Consider the following 21,072-nt stretch of genomic DNA (forward strand, 5'->3'; position numbering starts at 1 on the left):
TCGATATCGCACGGAGAATGTCACGGCCGTTGAGGGTTCCTCGAGGGGCGCTAGCATCGGCACATGAGCAAGCCTTCCACGACCCTGATCCACCATCCCTACACGCCGCCGGACACCTTCTCCGCGCCGCAGCCCGGCGTGTTCAAGGCCTCGACCGTGTTCTTCGCCGACGTCGCCGCCATGCGCGCGCGCGACTGGAAGACCAAGGCCGGCTACACCTACGGCCTGCACGGCACGCCCACCACCTTCACGCTCGAAGAACGCCTGGCCACACTCGAAGGCGGCACCGAATGCCTGCTCGTGCCGAGCGGGCTGGCTGCGATCTCGCTGGTCTCGTTCGCGTTCCTGAAGACCGGCGACGAGGTGCTGATTCCCGACAACGCCTACGGCCCGACCAAGGCGCTGGCCACCGGCGAGCTCGCGAACTTCGGCATCACGCACCGCCTGTACGACGCGATGAATCCGTCCGACCTGGAAGCCAAGCTCTCGCACCGCACGCGGTTGGTGTGGCTCGAAGCGGCCGGCTCGGTGACGATGGAATTCCCCAACCTGCCGGCGCTCGCCGAGGTCTGCCGTGAGCGCGGCGTGATGACAGCGCTCGACAACACCTGGGGCGCGGGCCTGGCCTTCGCGCCCTTCGATTTCAACGGCACGGGACAGGGCGTCGACGTGTCGGTGCACGCGCTCACCAAGTACCCGAGCGGCGGCGGTGATGTGCTCATGGGCAGCGTCGTCACGCGCGATGAGCGCCTGCACCGCGCGCTCAAGCTCACCCACATGCGCACGGGCTTCGGCATCGGCGTGGGCGACGTCGAAACGCTGCTGCGTTCGCTGCCGAGCATGGCGCTGCGCTACGGCGCGCACGACCGCGCGGCGCGCGAGTTGGCCGGCTGGCTCAACGGCTGTGAAGAGATCGCGCAGGTGCTGCACCCCGCGCTCGAGGATTCGCCGGGCCACGCCAACTGGCGCGCGCTGTGCGGTGCCTCCGACCTCGCCGCGGGCCTGTTCTCGGTGGTGTTCGATGAGCGCTTCAGCACCGAGCAGGTCGACCGCTTCTGCGACAGCCTCAAGCTCTTCCGCCTCGGCTATTCGTGGGGCGGCCCGATCAGCCTCGTCGTGCCCTACGACATCGGTTTGATGCGCGACGCCAGCGTCGCTCGCTGGCCGTACAAGGGCACGCTGGTGCGTTTTTCGGTCGGCCTGGAAGACGTGGACGACCTGCGTGCAGACCTGCAACAGGCGTTGCTGCAGATGTAAGCAAAGCGCCGGGCCCGGGCCGTCGCCGGGCTGGGGGTGCACCGTTATCGCTTACAGTAGGCCGAATCGCAGTCACCCTGACTGCCTCGCCTGAAGGAAAAGCAGTGGCAACACCCAATTACGGCTACGAGAAGCGCCAGAAAGAGCTGGCCAAGAAGAAGAAGAAGGAAGAAAAGCTTCGGGAGAAGGCGAATCGCAAGCTCAGCCCGAGCAGCGACGGACTGGCGCCCGGAGATCCGGAAACCGACGTGGCATCGCTCGAACGCGATCCCCCCACGGTGCCCGAGTTGCCGACCAAGAACGGGTGATTGCCCGTTTCCCGTACCCCCGGACATAGAAAAGCCGCAGCAGGCGCAGGCCTGCTGCGGCTTTTTCTTTGGAGGTCGCGCAAGGGCGCGTTATTTGGGCAGCAGCTTGCGCAGCTCCGGCCAGACGTTGTCCAGGATCTGCGGCTGCGCCGCGGCGGTTGGATGGATGCGGTCGGTCTGGAACAGCGTCATGGCGTCGGGCGCATCGGCCACGCCCTTGAGCAGGAACGGCACCAGCGCCGACTTGGTCGTGCCCGCCACCTTCGCGAACACCGCCTCGAAGCGCCGCGTGTAGTCGCCGCCGTAGTTCGGCGGCACCTGGATGCCGACGATCAGCACCCGGGCGCCCGCGGCCTGCGCGGCCTTGGTGATCTGCAACAGGTTGTCTTCGGTGTTCGAGAGCGGCAGGCCGCGCAGGGCGTCGTTGGCGCCCAGCTCCAGCACCACGTGGCTGGGCTTGTGCTGTGTCAGCAGGGCGGGGAAGCGGGCGCGTCCGCCGGAGCTGGTGTCGCCGCTGATGCTGGCGTTGACCACCGAGGCCGCGATCTTCTGCTGCGCAAGCCTTTTTTCCAGCAAGGGTACCCAGCCTTCGCCGCGCTTGAGGCCGTACTCTGCGCTCAGCGAATCACCGAGCACGAGGATCACCGGCTTGCCGGCCGATGCCGCCTGTGCCTGGGCCGCAGCACCCGTCCATGCCCCCGCGCTGCCGAGCGCGGCGGTGGTCAAGATAAAGTCACGTCGATTCAAAACGAAAAGCCTTTCATGTCCCAACCCCCGTCTGATGCCATTGTCGCCGTCGAGCATGTCTTCAAGTCCGTCACCGACTCGGCCGGCACGCTGGACATTCTGCAGGACATCCATTTCACCCTGGGCGCGCGGGAAACCGCCGCCATCGTCGGCGCCTCGGGCTCCGGCAAGAGCACCTTGCTGTCGATCATTGCCGGGCTGGACACGCCCACGCGCGGCACCGTGAAGCTCGCGGGCGACGACATCTTCGCCATCGACGAAGACGAGCGCGCCGCCCTGCGCGCCCAACGCGTGGGCTTCGTGTTCCAGAGCTTCCAGCTGCTGGGCAACCTGAGCGCGCTCGAGAACGTGATGCTGCCGCTGGAGCTGGCCAACCGCAAGGACGCGCGCAAGGCCGCCACCGAGATGCTGGGCCGCGTCGGCCTGGGCCAGCGCCTGGGCCACTACCCCAAGGTGCTGTCGGGCGGCGAGCAGCAGCGCGTGGCGCTGGCGCGGGCCTTCGTGGTCCAGCCGGCCCTGTTGCTGGCCGACGAGCCCACCGGCAGCCTCGACTTCGCGACCGGCGAGCAGGTCATGAAGCTGATGTTCGACCTGAACCGCGAGCTGGGAACCACGCTGGTGCTGGTCACGCACGACCGCAGCATCGCCTCGCAGTGCGAGCGGCGCATCACCATCGAGGCCGGGCGCGTGGCGCTCAACGAAAAAACACCTGAATCGACGGTCGCTCAGGCCGCCTGAGTCAGTAGAAAGACAGCGCCCGGCTCCCGCGGCGCTCGCCCTGAACACAGAGGAGAGTTCATGACCCAGCTTCCCCCCGAAGCCATCGCCGCCCTCGAGCGCGGCAACCTGATCGAGGCCATCAAGATCGTGCGCGATCGCACCGGCATGGACCTCAAGTCGTCCAAGGAGGCCGTCGAGCGCTATGCCCACAGTGGCGCGGTCGCCACCGGCGCGCCGGCGGACTGGCAGGAAGGCGACTGGGGCCGGGGCGAGGCTGTGGCCGAGACGGGCAGCGGCATGCAGGGCAACGGCCCCGCCGCAGTGCCGGCGGCCGCGCTCGCAGCCCTGGCGCGGGGCCAGAAGGTCGAGGCCGTGCGCCTCACGCGCGAGGCCACGGGCCTGGGCCTGGCCGAGGCCAAGCAATTGGTCGAGGCGCATCAGAACCCCGCCGCCGGCGACTTCGGGCACCTGCCGTCGAGCGCTGCGGTGAACCCGATGGCCGAGCCGGGCCGGGTGTCGGGCGGCGGCTTCAAGTGGCTGCCGGTGATCGTCGTGCTGCTGATCGCGGCTGCGGCGTGGTCGCATTTCAAGGGCGTCTGACCGCGTGATCGTTCCTCAGTTCTGGGCCGAAGGCCGCATCCAGGAGCGTGTGGGCAGCCAGCAGTTCACCGTGCGCCGTTTCGGCTGGTCCGACGACAGCCCGTTGGCTGCACAGGCCCATGCCGACCAGCGCACGCGCGAGGCGTTCGACCGCATCGTGGTAGGCGGCGAAAAACTGGAGCGCCGCGAGCGCAAGCTGGCCTACAACGGCGCCAACGGCATGCCGATCCGCGAGGAGATCGTCGAACGCCAGGGCGACACCGTGGTCACCCGCAACGGCTACGGCGCGCGCTGCCTCAACACGCCCGACGTGCTGTTCGTCGATGTCGACTTCGAGAGCCAAGGCTCACGCGGCAGCGCACGCGGGCTGACGGTGATCGGCGCAGCGTTCATCGGTGCGCTGGTGGCGGGCTACGCCACGCGCTCGGCAATGGCCGGCGTGGCCGCCTTCATGCTGGTGGCGGCCTTCGGCTTCTGGCGCGCCCACAAAGAGGGGCTGCCCGCGGTCGAGGACAAGAGCGACCCGCTCGCAGGCGCGCGTGCGCGCGTCGAGCGCTTCATTCACCAGCATCCCGACTGGCACCTGCGCCTGTACCGCACGCCGGCCGGCCTGCGCGTGCTGGCCATGCACGACGTCTTCGCGCCGTCCGACGCCGCCGTGACCGACGTGTTCCAGACGCTCGGCGCCGACAAGGTCTACGCGCGCATGTGCCGCAACCAGAACTGCTTTCGCGCCCGCCTGAGCGCCAAGCCCTGGCGCGTCGGCATCGGCGAGCACCTGAAGCCTCAGCCGGGCGTCTGGCCCGTGTCGCCCGACCGGCTGCCCGCGCGCGACGCCTGGGTGGCGCGCTACGAAAAGGCCGCCGAGGGGTATGCCGCCTGCCAGTACCTGGGGAGCGTGGGCAACACGCTGAAGGTGCACATGAACGCCCTGGTGGTGCAGGAACTGCACGACGATCGCACCCGCGCGAACAGCGGTTTGCCGCTGGCCTGAGGGCGAGGGCGCCGCGCCCTCGATAATCGGGGCATGTCTTCCCCTAAAGTGATCTTCGGCTTCCATGCCGTGGGCGTGCGCATCAAGACCGCGCCGAAATCGGTGCTCGAAGTGATGTTCGACGCCAGCCGGCGCGATGCGCGCATGAAACAGTTCCTGGCGCGTGCGCAAGAAGCCGGTGTGCGGCTGGTCGAGGCCGACGGCCTGCGGCTGTCCAAGCTCAGCGGCAGCCACGGCCACCAGGGCGTGGTCGCGCGGGTCGAGCCCGCCGCGCAAATCCATTCGCTCGACGAGCTGCTCGAAGGCCTCGAAGAGGCCGGCACCGTGCCGCTGCTGCTGGTGCTCGACGGCGTGACCGACCCGCACAACCTCGGCGCCTGTCTGCGCGTGGCCGACGGCGCGGGCGCCCATGCGGTGATCGCCCCCAAGGACCATGCGGCCGGCATCAACGCCACCGTCGCCAAGGTGGCGAGCGGCGCGGCCGAGACCGTGCCGTATTTCATGGTGACCAACCTCGCGCGCACGCTCAACGAGCTCAAGGAACGCAGCATCTGGTGCGTGGGCACGAGCGACGACGCGCCGGGCACCATCTACCAGAGCGACTTCAAGCGCCCGCTGGCATTGGTGCTGGGCGCCGAGGGCGAGGGCATGCGCCAGCTCACGCGCAAGACCTGCGACGAGCTGGTGAGCATCCCGATGGCCGGCGCGGTCGAGAGCCTGAACGTGTCGGTGGCCAGCGGCGTATGCCTGTACGAGGCGATGCGCCAGCGCGGCCTCTGAGCATCACCTGACGGGTCAGCGGGCCTAGCGGGCCGCCGGCCCGCTGCCCTTGCGGTGGAAGTACACAAGCTCCGCCGCACGCCGCATCGGCGCCGTGCCGAGCAGGCGGTTGAACATCCAGTCGCTCTGGAAGTGGTCGAAGGCCCAGCGCAGCGTGCGCTTCATCAGAAAACGCGGGTAGCCGCGCACGAACCACGTGGCGGGGTCGTCCACCTCGCCGCGCACGAAGCGGGCCACGGCCTCGCCAGCACGCTCGCCGTGCTGCAGCGCCGTGTGGATGCCGCCGGCCGTCACGGGCGACACCATGCCCGCCGCATCGCCCACCAGCAGCGCCCGTTCGCGGGCCACCACGGGCAGCACGCCGCCGCAGGGGATCATCCCGGCGCGCACGGCGACTGGTGGTGCGTCGCCGGGCGACACCACGGGGGTGATCTTGCGCAGCAGCGGGTCGAGCCGCAGCGCGCTTGTGTCGTGGCGCCCCATGCGGCGCGCCAGTCCGATCTGGCTCACGCCGACACCGTCGAGCGCCCAGCCGATGTAGCCCGGCGCGAGCTGTTTGTCGATGAAGCAGTGCAGCAGGTCGGGCGCCATGCGCGCGCCCTGGTACTCGTGCTCCACGCCGTAAAGGAAGCGCGTGTTGCGCGACAGCCCCAGCGCCTTGGCGACGCGCGAATGCGGGCCGTCGGCGCCGACGAGGTAGGTCGCGCGGATGCACGGGCCCTGTGCCACCGGCACCTCCCAGTGGCCGTTCACCCACAGCGCCTGCTCGAACAGCGTGCCCAGTCGCACCTCGACGCCGCAGGCCCGGGTGGAATCCACCATCCAGTCGAGCAGCGCGGGCGCGTCGGTGGCCCAGAACCAGTAGCCGGGCGCGTGCAGGTCGACGTGGTGCATGTCGGGCGCGTACAGCCGCACGCCCTCGATGCGGCGCACCAGCGCGGGCGGCACTTCGGCCAGCCACGGCACGCTGTCGACCGCGTCCTTGACGATGATCCCGGTGGTGTGCAGCTTGGCGCCGGCGGCGGCTTTCTTCTCGAGCACCATGACGCTGAGGCCCGCCTTGGCGGCGGCGCGTGCGCAGGCCAGCCCCGCAAAGCTCGCACCGATGACGAGCAGGTCGACCTGGATGCAGGCCAGACCGGGGTCGGTCACGAAAGCTGGTGCGGGGCAGGGCGCGGCCGACGACGAGGAAGGCGCGTGGGGAGAAAAGAGACAAGAAGAAGAGGCGTGCATGGGAGGCTGACTTGCAAAGCGCACCACGGGGTGTGGTGCGCCTGCGAAGTTAGCGACGCCATGTGCGCCGGGCGTGAAGCCTGTGTGAACTGATCCGTGAAGCCGGCAGGCTCGTTCAGGACGGGTCTTTGCTGCGCGTGCGGGCCACGGCGCTGAAGACGCCGATGCCCAGCAGGATCAGCGCGCCGATGCCGATGTAGAGCGTGGGCACGCCGGCCACCGAGGCGCCCCAGGCGACCCCGGCCAGGAAGATCAGAAAGCCGATCATGTAAAGCGCAAAGGACATCGTGGGCTCCGGTTGCTGAGATGCCTTGCAGTATCCCGACGCACCCCCGGGCCCGAACCGGCCTGAACCGCCTCTGCGTGTGGGAGCTTGCCTACCGCGCGGGTACGGTCAATCGGGCACGGCGACCAGCAGGTAGCGGCAGGCGGTGCGACCCAGCGCCTTGAAGACCAGCGGCCGGTCGACGCCGAAGTCGAGGCAGTCGCCGGGGGCGAGTTCGAAGCGCTCGTCGCCGTAGTCGACCTGCAGCGCGCCTTCGAGCATCCACAGGCTCTGCCGGTACGGCGTGCCGCTCCATCGCGGATAGCCGACCTGCGCGGCGCGCGGCAGCTCGACCTCGACCAGCTCCACGCCGCTGCCCGCGCTGCGCTCGGCGACTTGGCGGCGTAGGTAGCCCGCTTCGGGGTCGCGCCAGACCTCCTGCATGGCCCGCGTGCGCAGCCGCTGCGGCTGCGCCTTGTCCTCGGTGAGAAGCTGCGCCAGCGAGACCCCGAGGCCGGCGGCCAGCTTCCCCAGCAGCACGGCCGTCGGGCTGCTCTGCGCGCGCTCGACCTTGGAGATCATCGCCTTGCTCACGCCCGACAGTTCGGCCAGTTCCGCAAGGCTGAGCCCCTGGGCCTGGCGCAGCGCCAGCAGTCGGGTGGCGATGAGCGCGTCGATGTGGCCATCGGCCGGCGCTGCGGAGGGGGTGGAAGGTGAAGTGTTTCCCATATGAGATTATTATTCTCTTATATTGAACGACAGAGAAACACCATGCGTCTCATCGCCTGCACCGAAGAAGCCCATTCAGGCGCCATCCTGGCGATCCTGAACGAGGCCATCGTCAACTCCACCGCGCTGTACGACTACAAGCCGCGCACGCCCGAGAACATGGTGACGTGGTTCGCCACCAAGCGCGCCAATGGGTTCCCGGTGATCGGCGCGGAAGACGACAACGGCAAGCTGCTGGGCTTTGCCAGCTACGGCACGTTCCGTGCCTTTCCGGCCTACAAGTACACGGTGGAGCACTCGGTGTACGTCGATGCCGCGCACCGCGGCGAGGGCCTGGGCCGCACGCTGATGGAGGCGATCGTGGCCGAGGCGATCGCGCGCGAAGTGCACGTGATGGTCGGCGCCATCGATGCGTCGAACGCCGGCAGCATCGCGCTGCACGAGCGCCTGGGCTTCACGCATTCAGGCACCGTGCAACAGGCCGGCTTCAAGTTCGGCCGTTGGCTCGACGTGGCGTTCTACCAGCGGATCCTGGCGACGCCGCTGAACCCGGTCGACGGCTAGCCGAGGCTCAGGCCGGCGTTTCGGCGCTGGCGCGATCGAGCATGTCGATGGTGCCCGCGTCCAGCTTGAGCTGCGTGGCCACCACCAGCTCTTCGAGCTGCGCCAGCGAGGTGGCGCTGGCGATGGGCGCCGTCACGCCGGGCCGTGCGATCTGCCACGCGATGGCGACCTGGCCGGGCTTGGCGTTGTACTGCTGGGCCACCTTGTCGAGCGCATCGAGGATGCGCAGGCCGCGCGGGTTCAGGTACTTCTTGGTGGTGTTGGCGCCGCGCGCGCTCTTGGCCGCATCGGCCTCGGTGCGGTACTTGCCCGTGAGAAAACCCGCTGCCAGCGCGTAGAAGTTGATCACGCCCACTTCGCGCTTGATGCACAGCGGCTCGAGTTCGTCTTCGAACACCGCGCGGTCGTACAGGTTGTACAGCGGCTGCAGGCTCTCGTAGCGCGCGATGCCCAGGCGCTCCGACACGTCGAGCGCCTCGGCCAGCCGCGGCGCCGTGTAGTTCGAGGCACCGATGGCGCGCACCTTGCCCTCCTTGATGAGTGCGTCGAAGGTGCCCAGCGTGTCTTCGAGCGGCGTGTTCGCGTCGTCGTCGTGCGACTGGTACAGGTCGATGTAGTCGGTCTGCAGGCGCTTCAGCGAGGCGTCGACAGCCTCGCGGATGTACGCGGGCGACAGGCCCACCTTGCCTTCGCCCATCGGCTTGCCGACCTTGGTGGCCAGCACCACGCGGTTGCGCTTGCCACTCTGCTTGAGCCACTTGCCGATGATCGTCTCCGACTCGCCGCCCACATGGCCCGGCACCCAGGCCGAGTAGACGTCGGCGGTGTCGACGAAGTTGAAGCCGGCGTCGAGCCAGGCATCGAGCAGCTTGAACGAGGCCGCCTCGTCGACGGTCCAGCCGAACACGTTGCCACCGAAGGCGAGGGGAGACACCCGAAGGCTGGAACGGCCGAGCGGACGAAGTTGCGACATGGCAGAGGGCTCCTAGGAAAGGGAAAAAGAAAAGCGTTCAGACGAAGCCTACCGCGCCCAGCGCCGCGCCGCAGCCCAGCAGCCACAGCAGGTGGATGCGCGTGCGCCAGACCACCAGCGCGGCCACGCCGCTGAGCAGCCACAGGTGCCAGGCCGGCACGCCGGTCGACTGGTTGCCGCCGGCCAGCACCCAACCGGTGGCGATCAGCAGGCCGACCACCACGGGCGCCATGCCCTGCTTGAAGGCGCGCACCTCGCGGCGCGTGCGGTTGCGGTGGCCCCAGCGCGTGGCGAAATAGGTGAGGGTGGTGCTCGGCAGCATGATGCCGACCATGGTGACCATCAGACCGAAGAAGCCGAGCAGCCAGGCCATGGGCCCGGCGCCGATGCCGCCGCCCGCATTGAGCCCGACGTTCCAGCCCATCAGCGCGACGAACAGCACGTTGGGCCCGGGCGCGGCCTGGGCGATGGCGACCGACGAGGTGAACTGCGCCTCGGTGAGCCAGCCGTGCTGGGCCACGAGGTAGCGGTGCATGTCGGGCACCGTGGTGATCGCGCCGCTGATCGACAACAGCGACAGCAGCAGGTACTGGCCGAACAGCGCCAGCCAGTCGTGCCATTGCATGACGATGTTCATGGCGCGATCTTTCGCCAGGTCCACACGCAGGCCACGCCGCCCACCGCCAGCAGCACCCACCCCAGCGGAATCTTCAACAGCGCGATGGCCGCGAACACGAGCGCCACGAACACCAGGCAGGTCGCAAAGCCCAGCGGGTGCTTGCGCAGCTGCGGAATCAGCTTGATGCCCGTGGCCGCAATCAGCCCGCCCGACACCGCGCCCATGCCGCGCAACGCGGCGGCCACCTGCGGGTTGGCGGCGTAGTGCGCGTAGAGCACGGCCAGCGCGAGGATCACGAAGAGCGGCACGGTGAGCATGCCCGCCACCGCGGCGATGGCGCCGCGCAGGCCGAAGTAGCGGTCGCCGATCATCAGCGCGAGGTTGACCACGTTCGGGCCCGGCATCACCTGGGCCACGGCCCAGTCTTCGAGGAACTGGTCGGGCGTGAGCCACTTCTTCTTTTCGACCATCTCGCGCTGGACGATGGCGAGAACGCCACCGAAGCCCTGCAGCGCAAGCCAGGTGAATGAAACAAAAAGGTCGCGTGGCGACGCGGGCTGCGGGTGCGGGTGGTCTGGCGGCGGGGCCGCGGCGGGAGCGGACGGGTGCATGTGCGAGCGATTATCGTAGGCAGCCTGTCAACATGCCGGGCGCCGCGCTGACAGACGCGGGGCCCACCCGAGGAACACTTCATGCTCATGCAACTTCGCGCACTCTTCGATCTCTGCCGGCGCGCCTTCGCCTCCTGGTCCAACGACTACGCCCCGAGCATGGGCGCGGCGCTGGCCTACTACACGGTGTTCTCGATCGCGCCGCTGCTGCTGATCGTGATTGCCGTGGCCGGCCTCGTCTTCGGGCAGGAGGCCGCGCGTGGCGAAATCTTCGCGCAGCTCTCGGGCCTCATGGGCGAGCAGGGCGCGGCGGCGGTGCAGGGCATGCTGCAGGCGGTCAACAAGCCGACCGAAGGCATCGTGGCCACGGTGGTCGGCATCGCGCTGCTGATCGTGGGCGCGACCACCGTCTTCGGCGAACTGCAGGACGCGCTCGACCGCATCTGGCGGGCCCCCGCGCGCACCCGCAACAAGGGCGTCTTCAACATGCTGCGCGTGCGGCTGCTGTCGTTCAGCATGATCATGGGCATCGGCTTTCTGCTGATGGTGTCACTGGTGGCGAGCGCGGCACTGGCGGCGCTGGGCAAGTGGTGGTCGCCGATGTTCGGTGCCTGGGCCACGCTGGCGCAGGTGGTGAACTTCGTCTTCAGCTTCGCGATGGTCACGGTGATCTTCGCGATGATCTACAAGATCATGCCGCGCGCCAAGGTGCAGTGGCGCGACGTGTGGGTGGGCGCGGCGGTGACGGCGCTGCTGTTCACCGTGGGCAAGCACCTCATCGGCCTGTACATCGGCAAGAGCAGCGTGGCCTCGGGCTACGGCGCGGCCGGCTCGCTGGTGGTGGTGCTGGTGTGGGTGTACTACTCGGCGCAGATCTTCCTGCTGGGCGCCGAGTTCACCTGGGTCTATGCGCGCACCTACGGCTCGATGAAAGACACCCTGGCCGAGCCGGCAGGCCACGCGTCGCCGACGCGCGACGTGCCGCTGCCCGCGCACGTCGACGCCGCTTAGCCGGCGAAGCCGCCCTCGTCGAGAAACTTCTGCTCTTCCGGCGTGGACGTGCGCCCGAGCATCCGGTTGCGGTGCGGAAAGCGCCCGAAGCGCGCCACGATGTCGCGGTGCAGCACCGCAAAGCGCTGCGTGTTGGCGTCCTGCGTGGCGTTGAGTTCGACCGAACGATCCTGCTCGGCCAGCACCTCCGAGTGCATGAAGGGCAGGTAGAAGAAGCGCTGCATCAGAGCGTCGGCCTGTCGGTCGAAGCCGGCCTCGACGGCGCGGCGCGCCACGGCCAGCGCGAGGCCGTCGGTGGCGAGCATGTGCGGGTTCTGGCGCCAGGCGTTGCGCGGGAACTGGTCGAGCAGCACCAGCAGCGCCAAGGCGCCTTCGCCGGTGTCGGCCCAGTGGTCGAGTCGGCCGCTGGCCGCGGCCTGGTGGGCGGCGGCCAGGCGGTCGATGCAGGCGGCATCGAAGGCATCGCTTTTCGCGAACCAGCGCTCGGGTCCGGCGTCGCGCCAGAAGGCGACCACGTCGTGTGCGGAAGGGAGTGTGTCGTCGGAAATCATCGTTGCATTCTCTTGCAGAGGCGTGCGAAGAAGGGGTGCTGGCCGACAAGGCCGCAGGCGGCGTCTGCCTATGCTGAATGCTTTCATCCACAGGAGACCCCGACCATGAACAACAACACTCGCACACTCCGGCGCACCACCCTCGTCGCGGGCCTGGCCGCCGTCGCACTGGCCGGCTGCGGAATGATGTCGAAGTCGAACGTCGCGAATTTCAGCGGCGCGATGAACGCGGCCAGCGAAGTGCCGCCCAACATGACGCGCGGCAGCGGCATGGCCGAGGCCTGGCTCAACCGCGACACCAACGTGCTCAAGTACAAGATCACCTACGACGGTCTGAGCGGCCCGGCCACGGCGGCCCACTTCCACGGCCCTGCCGCGGCGGGCGCGAATGCCGGCGTGGTGCTGCCCTTCGCGAGTGCGGCCAGCCCGATCGAGGGCCAGGCCACGCTCACGCCGGCGCAGGCGGCCGATCTCGTGGCCGGCAAGTGGTACGCCAACATCCACACGGCCGCCAACCCGGCCGGCGAGATCCGCGGGCAGATGCTGCCGAAGATGTGAGATCCGTCCCGGGCTGAATGAAGCAAGCAGCGAAAAGGCCCCTGGTCAGGTAGCTGTCGCGGGGCTGGTGTCCAATGACCGAATGACGACGACACCCAAGAAAAAGCCTCGCGCCGCCACCGCTGCTGCCGCCTCTTCTTCCGCCTCTCACGCCGCACCACCCCATCCGTTCATCGCCCGCCGCGAAGGCATGCGCGCCGCCCGCAAGGCGCTCGTGCTGCAGGGCGGCGGTGCGCTCGGGGCCTACCAGGCGGGCGTGTACGCCGCGCTCAGCGAGACCGAGCTGCAGCCGCACTGGATCGCAGGTGTGTCGATCGGCGCCATCAACGCCGCACTCATCGCCGGCAATGCACCCGCACAGCGGGTCGACCGGTTGCGCGAGTTCTGGCACCTGGTGTCTTCGGGGCCGGCGCAGCGCCTGCCGTCGTGGCTCGGCGACCGCGCCACGCAGAACCAGTGGAGCGCCACCATGGCCTCGCTGGTCGGCATTCCGGGCTTCTTCGAGCCGCGCTATTCGCCGACCTTGCTGATGGGCGGTGCCGCGCCGTTGCTGAGCTACTACGACACCTCGCCGCTCAAGGCCACGCTGGAGCGGCTCATCGACTTCGACCGCATCAACGCCTGCGAGGCGCGCTTCAGCGTGGGCGCCGTCAACGTGCGCACCGGCAACTCGGTGTACTTCGACAACACGCGCCAGCGCATCGGCCCCGAGCACATCATGGCCAGCGGCGCGCTGCCGCCGGGCTTTGCGCCGGTGCACATTGACGGCGACGACTACTGGGACGGCGGCATCGTGTCGAACACGCCGCTGCAGTACGTGCTCGACACCCATCCGCGTTCCGAGGCACTGGTGGTGCTGCAGGTCGACCTGTTCAACGCACGCGGCGAGATGCCGCACACGCTGTCGGGCGTGATGGAGCGCCAGAAGGACATAACCTATTCGAGCCGCACGCGCATGAACACCGACGCGCTCGCGGCCAACATGAACCTGCAGCAGGCCATTGCCGACCTCATTGCCAAGCTGCCGCCCGGCCTGCGCAACGACCCGAGCGTGGTCGAGGTGCAGGCGCAGCTCACGCACGAACCGATCGACATCTTTCACCTGATCTACCGCGACAAGTCGTACGAGCTCGAGTCGAAGGACTACGAGTTCTCGCGCGCCGCGGTCGAAGAGCACTGGGAGTCGGGCGTGCGCGACATGGGCAAGACGCTCGCACACCCCGAGACGCTGCGCGCCGACGCCACGGTGAACGGCGTGACCACCTTCGACCTCGGCGAGCCGGGCACCGGGCGCATCAAGCGGCCGGGGCTGTCGCGCTGAGGCAAGGAAGCCGGGCGCTTGCCCGGTTCTTGCTCGCTTTTTCCTATCCACCACTTCCAAGGACGCTTCACCATGCAACTCAAGGACAAGGTCGCCTACATCACCGGCTCGGCCAGCGGCATCGGCAAGGAAATCGCCATCCTGTTCGCGCAGGAAGGCGCAAAGATCATCATTGCCGACCTCAACAAGGAGGCCGCCGACGCCACCGCTGCCGAACTGAAGGCCACGGGCGCGCAGGCCATCGGCGTGGGCGTCGACGTGACGAACGAAGACCAGGTCAATGCCTCGGTGGAAGAGGGCGCGAAGGCCTTCGGCGGCATCGACATCCTCATCAGCAACGCCGGCATCCAGATCGTGCATCCGGTCGAAGAGTTCAGCTTCGCCGACTGGAAGAAGATGCTCGCGATTCACCTCGATGGGGCGTTCCTCACCACGAAGGCCTGCCTCAAACACATGTACGCGCAAGGCCGCGGCGGCAGCGTGATCTACATGGGCTCGGTGCACTCGAAGGAAGCGTCGCTGCTGAAGGCGCCTTACGTCACGGCCAAGCACGGCCTCATCGGGCTGTCTAAGACGGTCGCGAAAGAAGGCGCCAAGCACGGCGTGCGCGCCAACGTGATCTGCCCGGGCTTCGTGCGCACGCCGCTGGTCGAGAAGCAGATTCCCGAGCAGGCGAAGACGCTGGGCATCACCGAGGAGCAGGTCATCAAGAACGTGATGCTCAAGGAAACGGTGGATGGCGAGTTCACGACCACGGACGATGTGGCGCGCGTGGCGCTGCTGTTCGCGGCTTTTCCGACGAATGCGCTCACCGGCCAGTCACTCGTCGTGAGCCACGGCTGGTACATGCAGTAGGCGCTACAGCTTCAACTCCCAGGTCTCCCCGACCTGCGGCTGGCCGTAGCCCTCATGCGGCTCCGAATGCGTGAGCTGGAAGCCGCGCTTGGCATAGATGCTGCGCGCGGCCGTGAGGCAGCTGTTGGTCCACAGCGTCATCTTCTTGTAGCCCTTGCGGCGCGCGAAGGCGATGCACTCGTCCACGAGGCGCCCGCCCAGGCCGAGCCCGCGCGCGGCGGGCGTGAGGATCAGCATGCGCAGCTGTGCCACGGTGGCCGACTTGCGCACCACGAAGATCGCGCCGACGCGCTCGCCGTTCAACTCGGCGATCCAGCAGCGCTCCCACTCGGGCTGGAACTTGAGCAAAAACTCGCCCGCGATGCCCGCCACGAGTGCCTCGAAGCGGTGGTCCCAGCCGTACTCGCGCGCATACAGCTCACCGTGCTGCTGCACCACCCAGCCGATGTCGCCGGGCGCCGGGTCGCGCAGCACGGCGGCCTGCGTGCGGGCCGGCGGCGTGGCCGGATCGAGCAGCGATTGCACCGTGCCCATGGCCTGCACCAGCTGGTTTTGCTGTGCCGGCGGCAGCGCGGCGAGCAGGGCGGCGGCTTCGTCGCGCGATTTCTGTTGCAACGGCGCAAACGCGGCGTGGCCGGCTTCGGTGAGGCGCAGCACGCTCTGGCGCGCGTCCCGGGCGTGGGGTTCGCGCGTGAGCCAGCCCTGGGTTTCGAAGCGGCGCAGGATGCGGCTGAGGTAGCCGGCGTCAAAACCCAGGTCGCGCCCGATCTCGCTGGCGACCGGCGTTTCGCGGTGCGCCAGCTCGTAGAGCACGCGCACGTCGGTCAGTGACAGGTCACTGTCCAGGTAGGGGTCGAGGGCGCCGATGCGGCGCGTGTAGAAGCGGTTGAACTGGCGGATCGCCTTGACGGCAAGCGGATCGACGGGACTGGCAGAAGCGTTCATGGTTGCCATTGTCATTTGATTGATTGACTTTGGCAATCAAATGACGACCTTGCCGATCCCGGGGCACTGCCTGCCAGAGGCGACAGAGATGATGGAAAACCCTAAAATCAAGGGTTGCCCTTCACGGCGCCACCGAAGCGCTGTTAACTCCCACCGATGAACGCCCCCGTCGACGTCTCCTTTTTCGCGCGTGCCGCCAAGCCGCTGACCAGCTACCGCAAGTACTGGGCGGCCCGTTTTGGCACGGCCAAGTTCCTGCCGACCTCGCGCAAGGAGATGGACGCGCTCGGCTGGGACAGCTGCGACATCATCGTGGTCACGGGCGACGCCTACGTCGACCACCCCAGCTTCGGCATGTCGGTCATCGGCCGCATGCTCGAGGCGCAGGGCTTCCGCGTCGGCATCATTGCGCAGCCCGACTGGCAAAGCGCCGAGCCCTTCAAGGTGCTGGGCAAACCGAACCTGTTCTTCGGCGTCACCGCCGGCAACATGGATTCGATGATCAACCGCTACACGGCGGACCGAAAGATCCGCAGCGACGACGCCTACACGCCCGGCGACATCGGCGGCTCGCGCCCCGACCGCGCGGCCATCGTGTATTCGCAGCGCTGCAAGGAAGCCTGGAACGACGTGCCGATCATCCTCGGCGGCATCGAAGGTTCGCTGCGCCGCATCGCGCACTACGACTACTGGTCGGACAAGGTGCGCCGCTCCATCGTCGTCGACGCCAAGTGCGACCTGCTGCTGTACGGCAACGCCGAGCGCGCCATCGTCGAGATCGCGCACCGCCTGGCCGCCAAGGAGCCGGTGCAGCAGATCACCGACGTGCGCGGCACCGCCTATGTGCGGCGCGAAACGCCCGAGGGCTGGTTCGAGATCAACTCCACCAGCGTGGACGAGCCCGGCCGCGTCGAGGCGCACGTCAACCCGTACCTGATGGTGTCCGACCAGGCCAAGGCCAACGGCGCCACCTGCGCGAAGGAAGACGAAGCGAAGGACGTCGCCAAGGCGGCGGAGGCGGCCGGTTCGCCGGCGGTCAATCCGGCGATCAAGCCGCTGACCTTCATGCCCAACCCGGCGCTGGTTTCGCGCACGAAGATCAAGGTGCCGCCGCGCGACCACTCGGTGATCCGCCTGCCTTCCTACGAGCAGGTGCGCAGCGACCCGGTGCTCTACGCCCACGCCAACCGTGTGCTGCACCTCGAGACGAATCCCGGCAACGCCCGCGCACTCGTGCAGGCACACGGCGAGGGCGCCACGGCGCGCGACGTGTGGATCAACCCGCCGCCCATTCCGCTCACCACGGCCGAGATGGACCTCGTGTTCGACCTGCCGTATGCGCGCAGCCCGCACCCGCGCTACGCCGACGAAAACGGCAGCCACGACGGCGCGACCAAGATCCCCGCGTGGGAAATGATCCGCTTCAGCGTGAACATCATGCGCGGCTGTTTCGGCGGCTGCACCTTCTGCTCGATCACCGAGCACGAGGGCCGCATCATCCAGAGCCGCTCCGAAGAATCGATCATCAAGGAGGTCGAGGCCATCCGCGATTCGGTCAGCGGCTTCACCGGCACCATCTCCGACCTTGGCGGCCCGACCGCCAACATGTACCGCCTGGGCTGCAAGAGCCCCGAGATCGAATCGGCGTGCCGCAAGCCCAGCTGCGTGTACCCGGGCATCTGCCCGAACCTGGGCACCAACCACGACCCGCTCATCAAGATCTACCGCCGCGCGCGGGCGCTCAAGGGCATCAAGAAAATCCTCATCGGTTCCGGCCTGCGCTACGACCTGGCCGTGCAGTCGCCCGAGTACGTGAAGGAGCTGGTGCAGCACCACGTCGGCGGCTACCTGAAGATCGCGCCCGAGCACACCGAGCAGGGCCCGCTCACGAAGATGATGAAGCCCGGCATCGGCAGCTACGACAAGTTCAAGCAGATGTTCGAGAAGTACTCGGCCGAGGCGGGCAAGAAGCAATACCTCATTCCGTACTTCATCGCCGCGCACCCGGGCACCAGCGACGAGGACATGATGAACCTCGCGATCTGGCTCAAGAAGAACGGCTTCCGCGCCGACCAGGTGCAAACCTTCTATCCGTCGCCCATGGCCACCGCGACGACGATGTACCACACCAACAAGAACCCGCTGCGCAAGATCACGCGCGAGAGCGAGACGGTGGACATCGTGCGCGGCGACAAGCGCCGCCGCCTGCACAAGGCCTTCCTGCGCTACCACGATGCCAACAATTGGCCGCTGCTGCGCGAAGCGCTCAAGAGCATGGGCCGCGCCGACCTCATCGGCAACGGCAAGCACCACCTCATTCCGACGTGGCAGCCGCTGACCGATGGCGGCTACACGAGCGCGCGCCGCAAGAACTCGACCTCTGCGCCGGTGGCCGCCAAGGCCGCTGCGCCGGTCAGGCTGACGCCCGTGAAGCCCTCGAAGGGCCGCATCCTCACGCAGCACACGGGCCTCCCGCCGCGCGACAACGGCAGCGGTGGCAAGCCGCTCAACAAGCCTTCACGCAAGGTGCGTTGATGCGTTGAAGAAGGCGCGGTCAGCCAAAGACCGCGTGCTTCGACAGCCAGAACACCCACGCCCCCAGCGCCGCGCCATGCAGCGCGACCGTGACGTAGAACCTCCACAGGAAACTCGCCTTGCTCGACTTGTGCCGCAGCAGCCGCTGCGCGCACCACGCGCCCGGCCAGCCGCCCGCGAGCGCGAGCAGGTGCAGCGTGCTTTCCTGCGTGCGCCAACGTCCGGCCTGCGCCGCGCTCTTGTCGAAGGCATAGGCCGCGAAGGTGAGCAGGCTCAGCCCCGCGACAACCGCCAGCGCGAGCAGCGGCAGGCGACCGAGCCAGACGGCGGCGCCCAGGCCGGCGGCGTAGACCACGATCAGCCACGCGCCCCACGGCGTGCCGGCCGTGCTGCGCCCCGAAGGCCGGCGCGGCTGCGCGCGTGATGCGGCGCGAGGTGCGGCAGCCGCCGAGGCCGCAGCCTCCACGGCCACCGCCCGCGGCCCCTTGCCGCCGACATGGATTTCGTCGAAGCGCACCGCCATGCCGACCTGCGGCTTCAGCTGGCGGTCGCGAAAGTCGCGCAGGTGAACGAACACGTCGGCCGACACCTCCGGGCTGCGGATGAAACCGAAGCCGCGTTCGGCCTCCCAACGAACGAGTCGACCTTGGCGCTTCATGAAGTGAGGTGAAAGAGGGCAGGGCACATGCGGGCGATTCTCTCTTGTGGGCCTGCGGTCGCGCTCCTATCATCGGCCGCTCATGCACCTGCATCACTCTCCCCCTCCGTCGACCCGCCGCTGACGCTCGCGCGCGCCTCGCGCCGCGCCCGTCAGACCCGCAAGTGGTCGCTGCCGTCCGCTTTCTTCTGTTGAATGAAGAACGCCGGGCGGTGGCCGGATGGTCATGCCCGCCCCCGGCAACACGTCGATACGACGCCGTGGCGGTGGGCCTCACGGAGAGTTTCAACATGAATGCAAAAACAACGGCCGCCCTGGCCTGGGGCGGCGTGCTGCTGGCCGGCGTGCTCTGGGGCGGCGGCGCCCTGGTGGCGCAATTCCTGATCGATGGCGGCATCGCGCCGCACAGCCTGTCGCTCGCGCGCTTCGCGCTGGGCATGCCGCTGCTGTGGTGGCTGCACTGGCAGGCGACGCGGCGCTCGCCGGCCATCGATGCCGGATGGCGCCATCTGTCGCGGCGCGAGCAAGGCCACGTCATCGGCACCGGCGCCGCGATGGCGCTGAACGTGAGCTGCTGGTTCGCGGGCATCGCGCATCTGGGCGCCGCGTTGCCGACGGTGATCTCGATCTGCTGCGCGCCGCTGATCGTGGCCTGCGTGTCGGTGCTGCGTGGCTACGAGCCCTTCGGCACGCGCCTGCTCGGCGGCCTCGTGTTGGCGTTGGCGGGCGTGCTGCTGCTGGTGATGCCGGCCGACGGTTGGGGCGCCTTGCCGACGGGCTACGGCGCAGGGCTGGCGTGGTCCTTCGGCTCGGCCGTCTGCTACGCGCTGGTGGTGCTCGGTAACGCGCGCATGCCGGCGCGGGTGCCGGCCGTCACCGCGTCCGCCTGGGGCATGAGCGCCGCGGCGCTGTGCATGCTTGGCGTTGCCGTCGCGAACGGCATCACCTGGCCCGAGGGCGTGGCGCAATGGACGGGTGCGGCCTACACCGGCGTGGCGACCACCTCGGTGGCCTACCTGGCCTTTGCCTGGGGCGCACGCCGGCTGTCGCCGACGGCGGCGGTGGTCGGCACGCTGGTCGAGCCCTTGGTGGCCGCGTGGCTCGCGGCGCTGTGGTTGGCGCAGCCGATGGCGCCGCGCCAATGGCTGGGGGCGGCGCTGCTGGCGGGCGCGATGCTGCTGCTGGTGCGGCGGAACCGGGGTATCGTGTAGCCCCATGATGAGCCGTTCGCCCCTCTTGCCGGTTTCGTGGAAACGCATCCTGGCGATGGCCGCCTGCTGCGGTGTGTCGCTGCTGGCGCACGCAGCCGCGCCCGAGGCCTCCGCGCCCACGGGTCCCCAGGCCCTGCGCGCGGAGCACCAGAAGCTCAGCGACAAGCTCGACCAGAGCCGCTTCGGGCGCCCCGTGCAGCTCAACTCCACCGAAACGCCGGGCGGCCTCGAGGGCGACATCTACGCCGTGGTCGAGCACCCGCTGTCGAAGGTCAGCGAGGCGCTCAAGGGCTCCGACCACTGGTGCGAACTGCTCACGCTGCACATCAACAACCGGCGCTGCCGCGTCAGCACCTCGCCGCAGGGCAAGGAGACGCTCACGCTGTTCGTGGTGCGCCGCTACGACAAGCCGGTCGACCAGGCCTTCGAGCTGCCGTTTGCCTACCGCGTGGCGAGCGCCACGCCCGAGCACCTGCAGGTCGAGATGTCGGCCGACAGCGGCCCGTTCGGCACCAGCAACTACCGCGTGCGGCTCGAGGCGGTGGCGCTCGACGAGCGCAAGACCTTCCTGCACTTCAGCTACGGCTACGACCACAACACGATGGTGCGGCTCGCCACGCAGGCCTACCTCGCCACCTTCGGCAGCAGCAAGGTGGGCTTCACCGTGGTGGGCAAGAGCGCCGACGGCCAGCCCGAGTACATCCGCGGCATGCGCGGGCTGGTGGAGCGCAATGCGATGCGCTACTTCCTCACGCTCGACGCCTACCTGGCCACCGGCAGCAACGAGCCGGCCGAGCGCCGTCAGCGCTACTGGTTTGCGGCGGCCGAGCGCTATCCGCGCCAGCTGCACGAGGTCGATCTTGACACCTACCTCGCGGTGAAGCGCGAAGACCGCCAGCGCGACGGTCGCTGAGCAGGCGCTGAAAAGGCGCCGACCACGCAACCTTTCGGTTGCAGTTTCACGGGCTTGTCATCTGCCTCGGCATTAATCGCCGGGGCTTGCGCCTTTGCGCGGGCGCATCACAAG

At 68.5% G+C, this 21,072-nt stretch carries 24 protein-coding genes; 14 read left to right on the forward strand and 10 right to left on the reverse strand.

Going from position 1 to position 21,072, the window contains the following annotated elements; genetic code table 11:
* Window positions 1-63: 63 nt before the first annotated feature.
* Both CY658_RS10770 and CY658_RS10775 read left to right on the forward strand, forming a co-directional pair.
* Window positions 64-1,257 (forward strand): PLP-dependent transferase, encoded by a 1,194-nt coding sequence (locus CY658_RS10770; RefSeq protein ID WP_101490077.1) that lies wholly within the window; start codon window positions 64-66, stop codon window positions 1,255-1,257.
* 104 nt (window positions 1,258-1,361) lie between these two features.
* A complete protein-coding gene (locus CY658_RS10775; protein WP_055796387.1) occupies window positions 1,362-1,565 on the forward strand; it encodes a hypothetical protein in 204 nt (67 codons plus the stop codon).
* Between the two features lie 90 nt (window positions 1,566-1,655).
* On the opposite strand, the gene CY658_RS10780 is transcribed toward CY658_RS10775, so the two are convergent.
* A complete protein-coding gene (locus CY658_RS10780) occupies window positions 1,656-2,291 on the reverse strand; it encodes an arylesterase (protein ID WP_225616705.1) in 636 nt (211 codons plus the stop codon).
* A 36-nt stretch (window positions 2,292-2,327) separates the two neighbouring features.
* Between CY658_RS10780 and CY658_RS10785 the strand changes: the two genes are divergently transcribed.
* The 4 genes from CY658_RS10785 to rlmB are packed head-to-tail and all read left to right on the forward strand — an operon-like array spanning window position 2,328 to window position 5,406.
* Window positions 2,328-3,050 (forward strand): ABC transporter ATP-binding protein, encoded by a 723-nt coding sequence (locus tag CY658_RS10785; RefSeq protein WP_062480734.1) that lies wholly within the window; start codon window positions 2,328-2,330, stop codon window positions 3,048-3,050.
* Between the two features lie 60 nt (window positions 3,051-3,110).
* A complete protein-coding gene (locus CY658_RS10790) occupies window positions 3,111-3,632 on the forward strand; it encodes a ribosomal protein L7/L12 (RefSeq protein WP_101490078.1) in 522 nt (173 codons plus the stop codon).
* Between the two features lie 4 nt (window positions 3,633-3,636).
* Window positions 3,637-4,626: a hypothetical protein gene (locus CY658_RS10795; RefSeq protein ID WP_101490079.1), complete on the forward strand. Its 990-nt coding sequence runs from the start codon at window positions 3,637-3,639 to the stop codon at window positions 4,624-4,626.
* A gap of 33 nt (window positions 4,627-4,659) precedes the next feature.
* The gene (rlmB, locus tag CY658_RS10800) at window positions 4,660-5,406 is read left to right on the forward strand and encodes a 23S rRNA (guanosine(2251)-2'-O)-methyltransferase RlmB (protein ID WP_101490080.1); all 747 of its coding nucleotides are present in this window, start codon (window positions 4,660-4,662) and stop codon (window positions 5,404-5,406) included.
* A gap of 24 nt (window positions 5,407-5,430) precedes the next feature.
* Here the strand turns inward: rlmB and CY658_RS10805 are convergent, their stop codons facing one another.
* From CY658_RS10805 to CY658_RS10810, 3 genes are all read right to left on the reverse strand, one after another.
* Window positions 5,431-6,558 carry an NAD(P)/FAD-dependent oxidoreductase gene (locus CY658_RS10805; protein WP_308217205.1) on the reverse strand — a complete coding sequence of 376 codons (1,128 nt, stop codon included), beginning with the start codon at window positions 6,556-6,558 and terminating at the stop codon, window positions 5,431-5,433.
* 196 nt (window positions 6,559-6,754) lie between these two features.
* Window positions 6,755-6,925 carry a hypothetical protein gene (locus tag CY658_RS32745; protein WP_167395039.1) on the reverse strand — a complete coding sequence of 57 codons (171 nt, stop codon included), beginning with the start codon at window positions 6,923-6,925 and terminating at the stop codon, window positions 6,755-6,757.
* Window positions 6,926-7,033: 108 nt separating this feature from the next.
* A complete protein-coding gene (locus CY658_RS10810; RefSeq protein WP_101490082.1) occupies window positions 7,034-7,633 on the reverse strand; it encodes a helix-turn-helix domain-containing protein in 600 nt (199 codons plus the stop codon).
* A gap of 42 nt (window positions 7,634-7,675) precedes the next feature.
* On the opposite strand from CY658_RS10810, the gene CY658_RS10815 reads away from it, so the two are divergent.
* On the forward strand, window positions 7,676-8,197 hold the full coding sequence (locus CY658_RS10815; protein ID WP_101490083.1) for a GNAT family N-acetyltransferase: 522 nt from the start codon (window positions 7,676-7,678) through the stop codon (window positions 8,195-8,197).
* 7 nt (window positions 8,198-8,204) lie between these two features.
* Here CY658_RS10815 and CY658_RS10820 read toward each other — a convergent pair whose 3' ends face one another.
* Genes CY658_RS10820 through CY658_RS10830 form a run of 3 tightly spaced genes read right to left on the reverse strand, consistent with a single transcriptional unit; the run spans window position 8,205 to window position 10,400 of the window.
* Window positions 8,205-9,170, reverse strand: coding sequence for an aldo/keto reductase (locus tag CY658_RS10820; protein ID WP_101490084.1), 966 nt, complete (start codon window positions 9,168-9,170; stop codon window positions 8,205-8,207).
* A gap of 37 nt (window positions 9,171-9,207) precedes the next feature.
* Window positions 9,208-9,807, reverse strand: coding sequence for a chromate transporter (locus CY658_RS10825; RefSeq protein ID WP_101490085.1), 600 nt, complete (start codon window positions 9,805-9,807; stop codon window positions 9,208-9,210).
* Window positions 9,804-10,400, reverse strand: a complete 597-nt coding sequence (locus CY658_RS10830; RefSeq protein ID WP_101490086.1) for a chromate transporter — start codon at window positions 10,398-10,400, stop codon at window positions 9,804-9,806. The genes CY658_RS10825 and CY658_RS10830 overlap by 4 nt, the downstream gene beginning before the upstream one ends.
* 81 nt (window positions 10,401-10,481) lie before the next feature.
* On the opposite strand from CY658_RS10830, the gene CY658_RS10835 reads away from it, so the two are divergent.
* On the forward strand, window positions 10,482-11,411 hold the full coding sequence (locus CY658_RS10835) for a YihY/virulence factor BrkB family protein (RefSeq protein ID WP_101490087.1): 930 nt from the start codon (window positions 10,482-10,484) through the stop codon (window positions 11,409-11,411).
* On the opposite strand, the gene CY658_RS10840 is transcribed toward CY658_RS10835, so the two are convergent.
* The gene (locus CY658_RS10840; protein WP_101490088.1) at window positions 11,408-11,962 is read right to left on the reverse strand and encodes a DUF924 family protein; all 555 of its coding nucleotides are present in this window, start codon (window positions 11,960-11,962) and stop codon (window positions 11,408-11,410) included. The genes CY658_RS10835 and CY658_RS10840 overlap by 4 nt on opposite strands.
* A 105-nt stretch (window positions 11,963-12,067) precedes the next feature.
* Between CY658_RS10840 and CY658_RS10845 the strand changes: the two genes are divergently transcribed.
* The 3 genes from CY658_RS10845 to CY658_RS10855 all read left to right on the forward strand — a co-directional run bounded on the left by CY658_RS10845 (window position 12,068) and on the right by CY658_RS10855 (window position 14,696).
* On the forward strand, window positions 12,068-12,520 hold the full coding sequence (locus tag CY658_RS10845) for a CHRD domain-containing protein (protein WP_101490089.1): 453 nt from the start codon (window positions 12,068-12,070) through the stop codon (window positions 12,518-12,520).
* Window positions 12,521-12,602: 82 nt separating this feature from the next.
* Entirely contained in the window at window positions 12,603-13,841 is a 1,239-nt protein-coding gene (locus tag CY658_RS10850; RefSeq protein WP_101490090.1) for a patatin-like phospholipase family protein, read from the forward strand.
* Window positions 13,842-13,913: 72 nt separating this feature from the next.
* Window positions 13,914-14,696, forward strand: a complete 783-nt coding sequence (locus tag CY658_RS10855; RefSeq protein WP_101490091.1) for a 3-hydroxybutyrate dehydrogenase — start codon at window positions 13,914-13,916, stop codon at window positions 14,694-14,696.
* A gap of 3 nt (window positions 14,697-14,699) precedes the next feature.
* On the opposite strand, the gene CY658_RS10860 is transcribed toward CY658_RS10855, so the two are convergent.
* On the reverse strand, window positions 14,700-15,656 hold the full coding sequence (locus tag CY658_RS10860) for a bifunctional helix-turn-helix transcriptional regulator/GNAT family N-acetyltransferase (protein ID WP_374221097.1): 957 nt from the start codon (window positions 15,654-15,656) through the stop codon (window positions 14,700-14,702).
* A gap of 141 nt (window positions 15,657-15,797) precedes the next feature.
* Between CY658_RS10860 and CY658_RS10865 the strand changes: the two genes are divergently transcribed.
* On the forward strand, window positions 15,798-18,176 hold the full coding sequence (locus CY658_RS10865; RefSeq protein WP_101490093.1) for a YgiQ family radical SAM protein: 2,379 nt from the start codon (window positions 15,798-15,800) through the stop codon (window positions 18,174-18,176).
* Window positions 18,177-18,195: 19 nt separating this feature from the next.
* Here CY658_RS10865 and CY658_RS10870 read toward each other — a convergent pair whose 3' ends face one another.
* A complete protein-coding gene (locus tag CY658_RS10870; protein ID WP_101490094.1) occupies window positions 18,196-18,834 on the reverse strand; it encodes a DUF1294 domain-containing protein in 639 nt (212 codons plus the stop codon).
* Window positions 18,835-19,124: 290 nt separating this feature from the next.
* On the opposite strand from CY658_RS10870, the gene CY658_RS10875 reads away from it, so the two are divergent.
* Together CY658_RS10875 and CY658_RS10880 are read left to right on the forward strand one after the other, a co-directional pair.
* Entirely contained in the window at window positions 19,125-20,045 is a 921-nt protein-coding gene (locus tag CY658_RS10875; RefSeq protein WP_101490095.1) for a DMT family transporter, read from the forward strand.
* A gap of 7 nt (window positions 20,046-20,052) precedes the next feature.
* Window positions 20,053-20,958, forward strand: coding sequence for a hypothetical protein (locus CY658_RS10880; protein WP_101490324.1), 906 nt, complete (start codon window positions 20,053-20,055; stop codon window positions 20,956-20,958).
* Window positions 20,959-21,072 lie beyond the last annotated feature (114 nt).

The sequence above is a fragment of the Variovorax sp. RO1 genome (assembly GCF_002849325.1).
In the GTDB taxonomy this organism is placed as follows: Bacteria; Pseudomonadota; Gammaproteobacteria; order Burkholderiales; family Burkholderiaceae_C; genus Variovorax.

Excerpts from the sequence above, each read along its gene's own strand:
- CY658_RS32745 (WP_167395039.1), bottom strand. The coding sequence starts at position 6,925 with ATGTCCTTTGCGCTTTACATGATCGGCTTTCTGATCTTCCTGGCCGGG.
- CY658_RS10785 (WP_062480734.1), top strand. The coding sequence starts at position 2,328 with ATGTCCCAACCCCCGTCTGATGCCATTGTCGCCGTCGAGCATGTCTTC.
- CY658_RS10770 (WP_101490077.1), top strand. The coding sequence starts at position 64 with ATGAGCAAGCCTTCCACGACCCTGATCCACCATCCCTACACGCCGCCG.
- CY658_RS10815 (WP_101490083.1), top strand. The coding sequence starts at position 7,676 with ATGCGTCTCATCGCCTGCACCGAAGAAGCCCATTCAGGCGCCATCCTG.
- CY658_RS10875 (WP_101490095.1), top strand. The coding sequence starts at position 19,125 with ATGAATGCAAAAACAACGGCCGCCCTGGCCTGGGGCGGCGTGCTGCTG.
- CY658_RS10820 (WP_101490084.1), bottom strand. The coding sequence starts at position 9,170 with ATGTCGCAACTTCGTCCGCTCGGCCGTTCCAGCCTTCGGGTGTCTCCC.
- CY658_RS10860 (WP_374221097.1), bottom strand. The coding sequence starts at position 15,656 with ATGACAATGGCAACCATGAACGCTTCTGCCAGTCCCGTCGATCCGCTT.
- CY658_RS10790 (WP_101490078.1), top strand. The coding sequence starts at position 3,111 with ATGACCCAGCTTCCCCCCGAAGCCATCGCCGCCCTCGAGCGCGGCAAC.
- CY658_RS10850 (WP_101490090.1), top strand. The coding sequence starts at position 12,603 with ATGACGACGACACCCAAGAAAAAGCCTCGCGCCGCCACCGCTGCTGCC.
- CY658_RS10825 (WP_101490085.1), bottom strand. The coding sequence starts at position 9,807 with ATGAACATCGTCATGCAATGGCACGACTGGCTGGCGCTGTTCGGCCAG.
- CY658_RS10870 (WP_101490094.1), bottom strand. The coding sequence starts at position 18,834 with ATGAAGCGCCAAGGTCGACTCGTTCGTTGGGAGGCCGAACGCGGCTTC.
- rlmB (WP_101490080.1), top strand. The coding sequence starts at position 4,660 with ATGTCTTCCCCTAAAGTGATCTTCGGCTTCCATGCCGTGGGCGTGCGC.
- CY658_RS10855 (WP_101490091.1), top strand. The coding sequence starts at position 13,914 with ATGCAACTCAAGGACAAGGTCGCCTACATCACCGGCTCGGCCAGCGGC.
- CY658_RS10840 (WP_101490088.1), bottom strand. The coding sequence starts at position 11,962 with ATGATTTCCGACGACACACTCCCTTCCGCACACGACGTGGTCGCCTTC.
- CY658_RS10845 (WP_101490089.1), top strand. The coding sequence starts at position 12,068 with ATGAACAACAACACTCGCACACTCCGGCGCACCACCCTCGTCGCGGGC.
- CY658_RS10865 (WP_101490093.1), top strand. The coding sequence starts at position 15,798 with ATGAACGCCCCCGTCGACGTCTCCTTTTTCGCGCGTGCCGCCAAGCCG.
- CY658_RS10835 (WP_101490087.1), top strand. The coding sequence starts at position 10,482 with ATGCTCATGCAACTTCGCGCACTCTTCGATCTCTGCCGGCGCGCCTTC.
- CY658_RS10810 (WP_101490082.1), bottom strand. The coding sequence starts at position 7,633 with ATGGGAAACACTTCACCTTCCACCCCCTCCGCAGCGCCGGCCGATGGC.
- CY658_RS10830 (WP_101490086.1), bottom strand. The coding sequence starts at position 10,400 with ATGCACCCGTCCGCTCCCGCCGCGGCCCCGCCGCCAGACCACCCGCAC.
- CY658_RS10880 (WP_101490324.1), top strand. The coding sequence starts at position 20,053 with ATGAGCCGTTCGCCCCTCTTGCCGGTTTCGTGGAAACGCATCCTGGCG.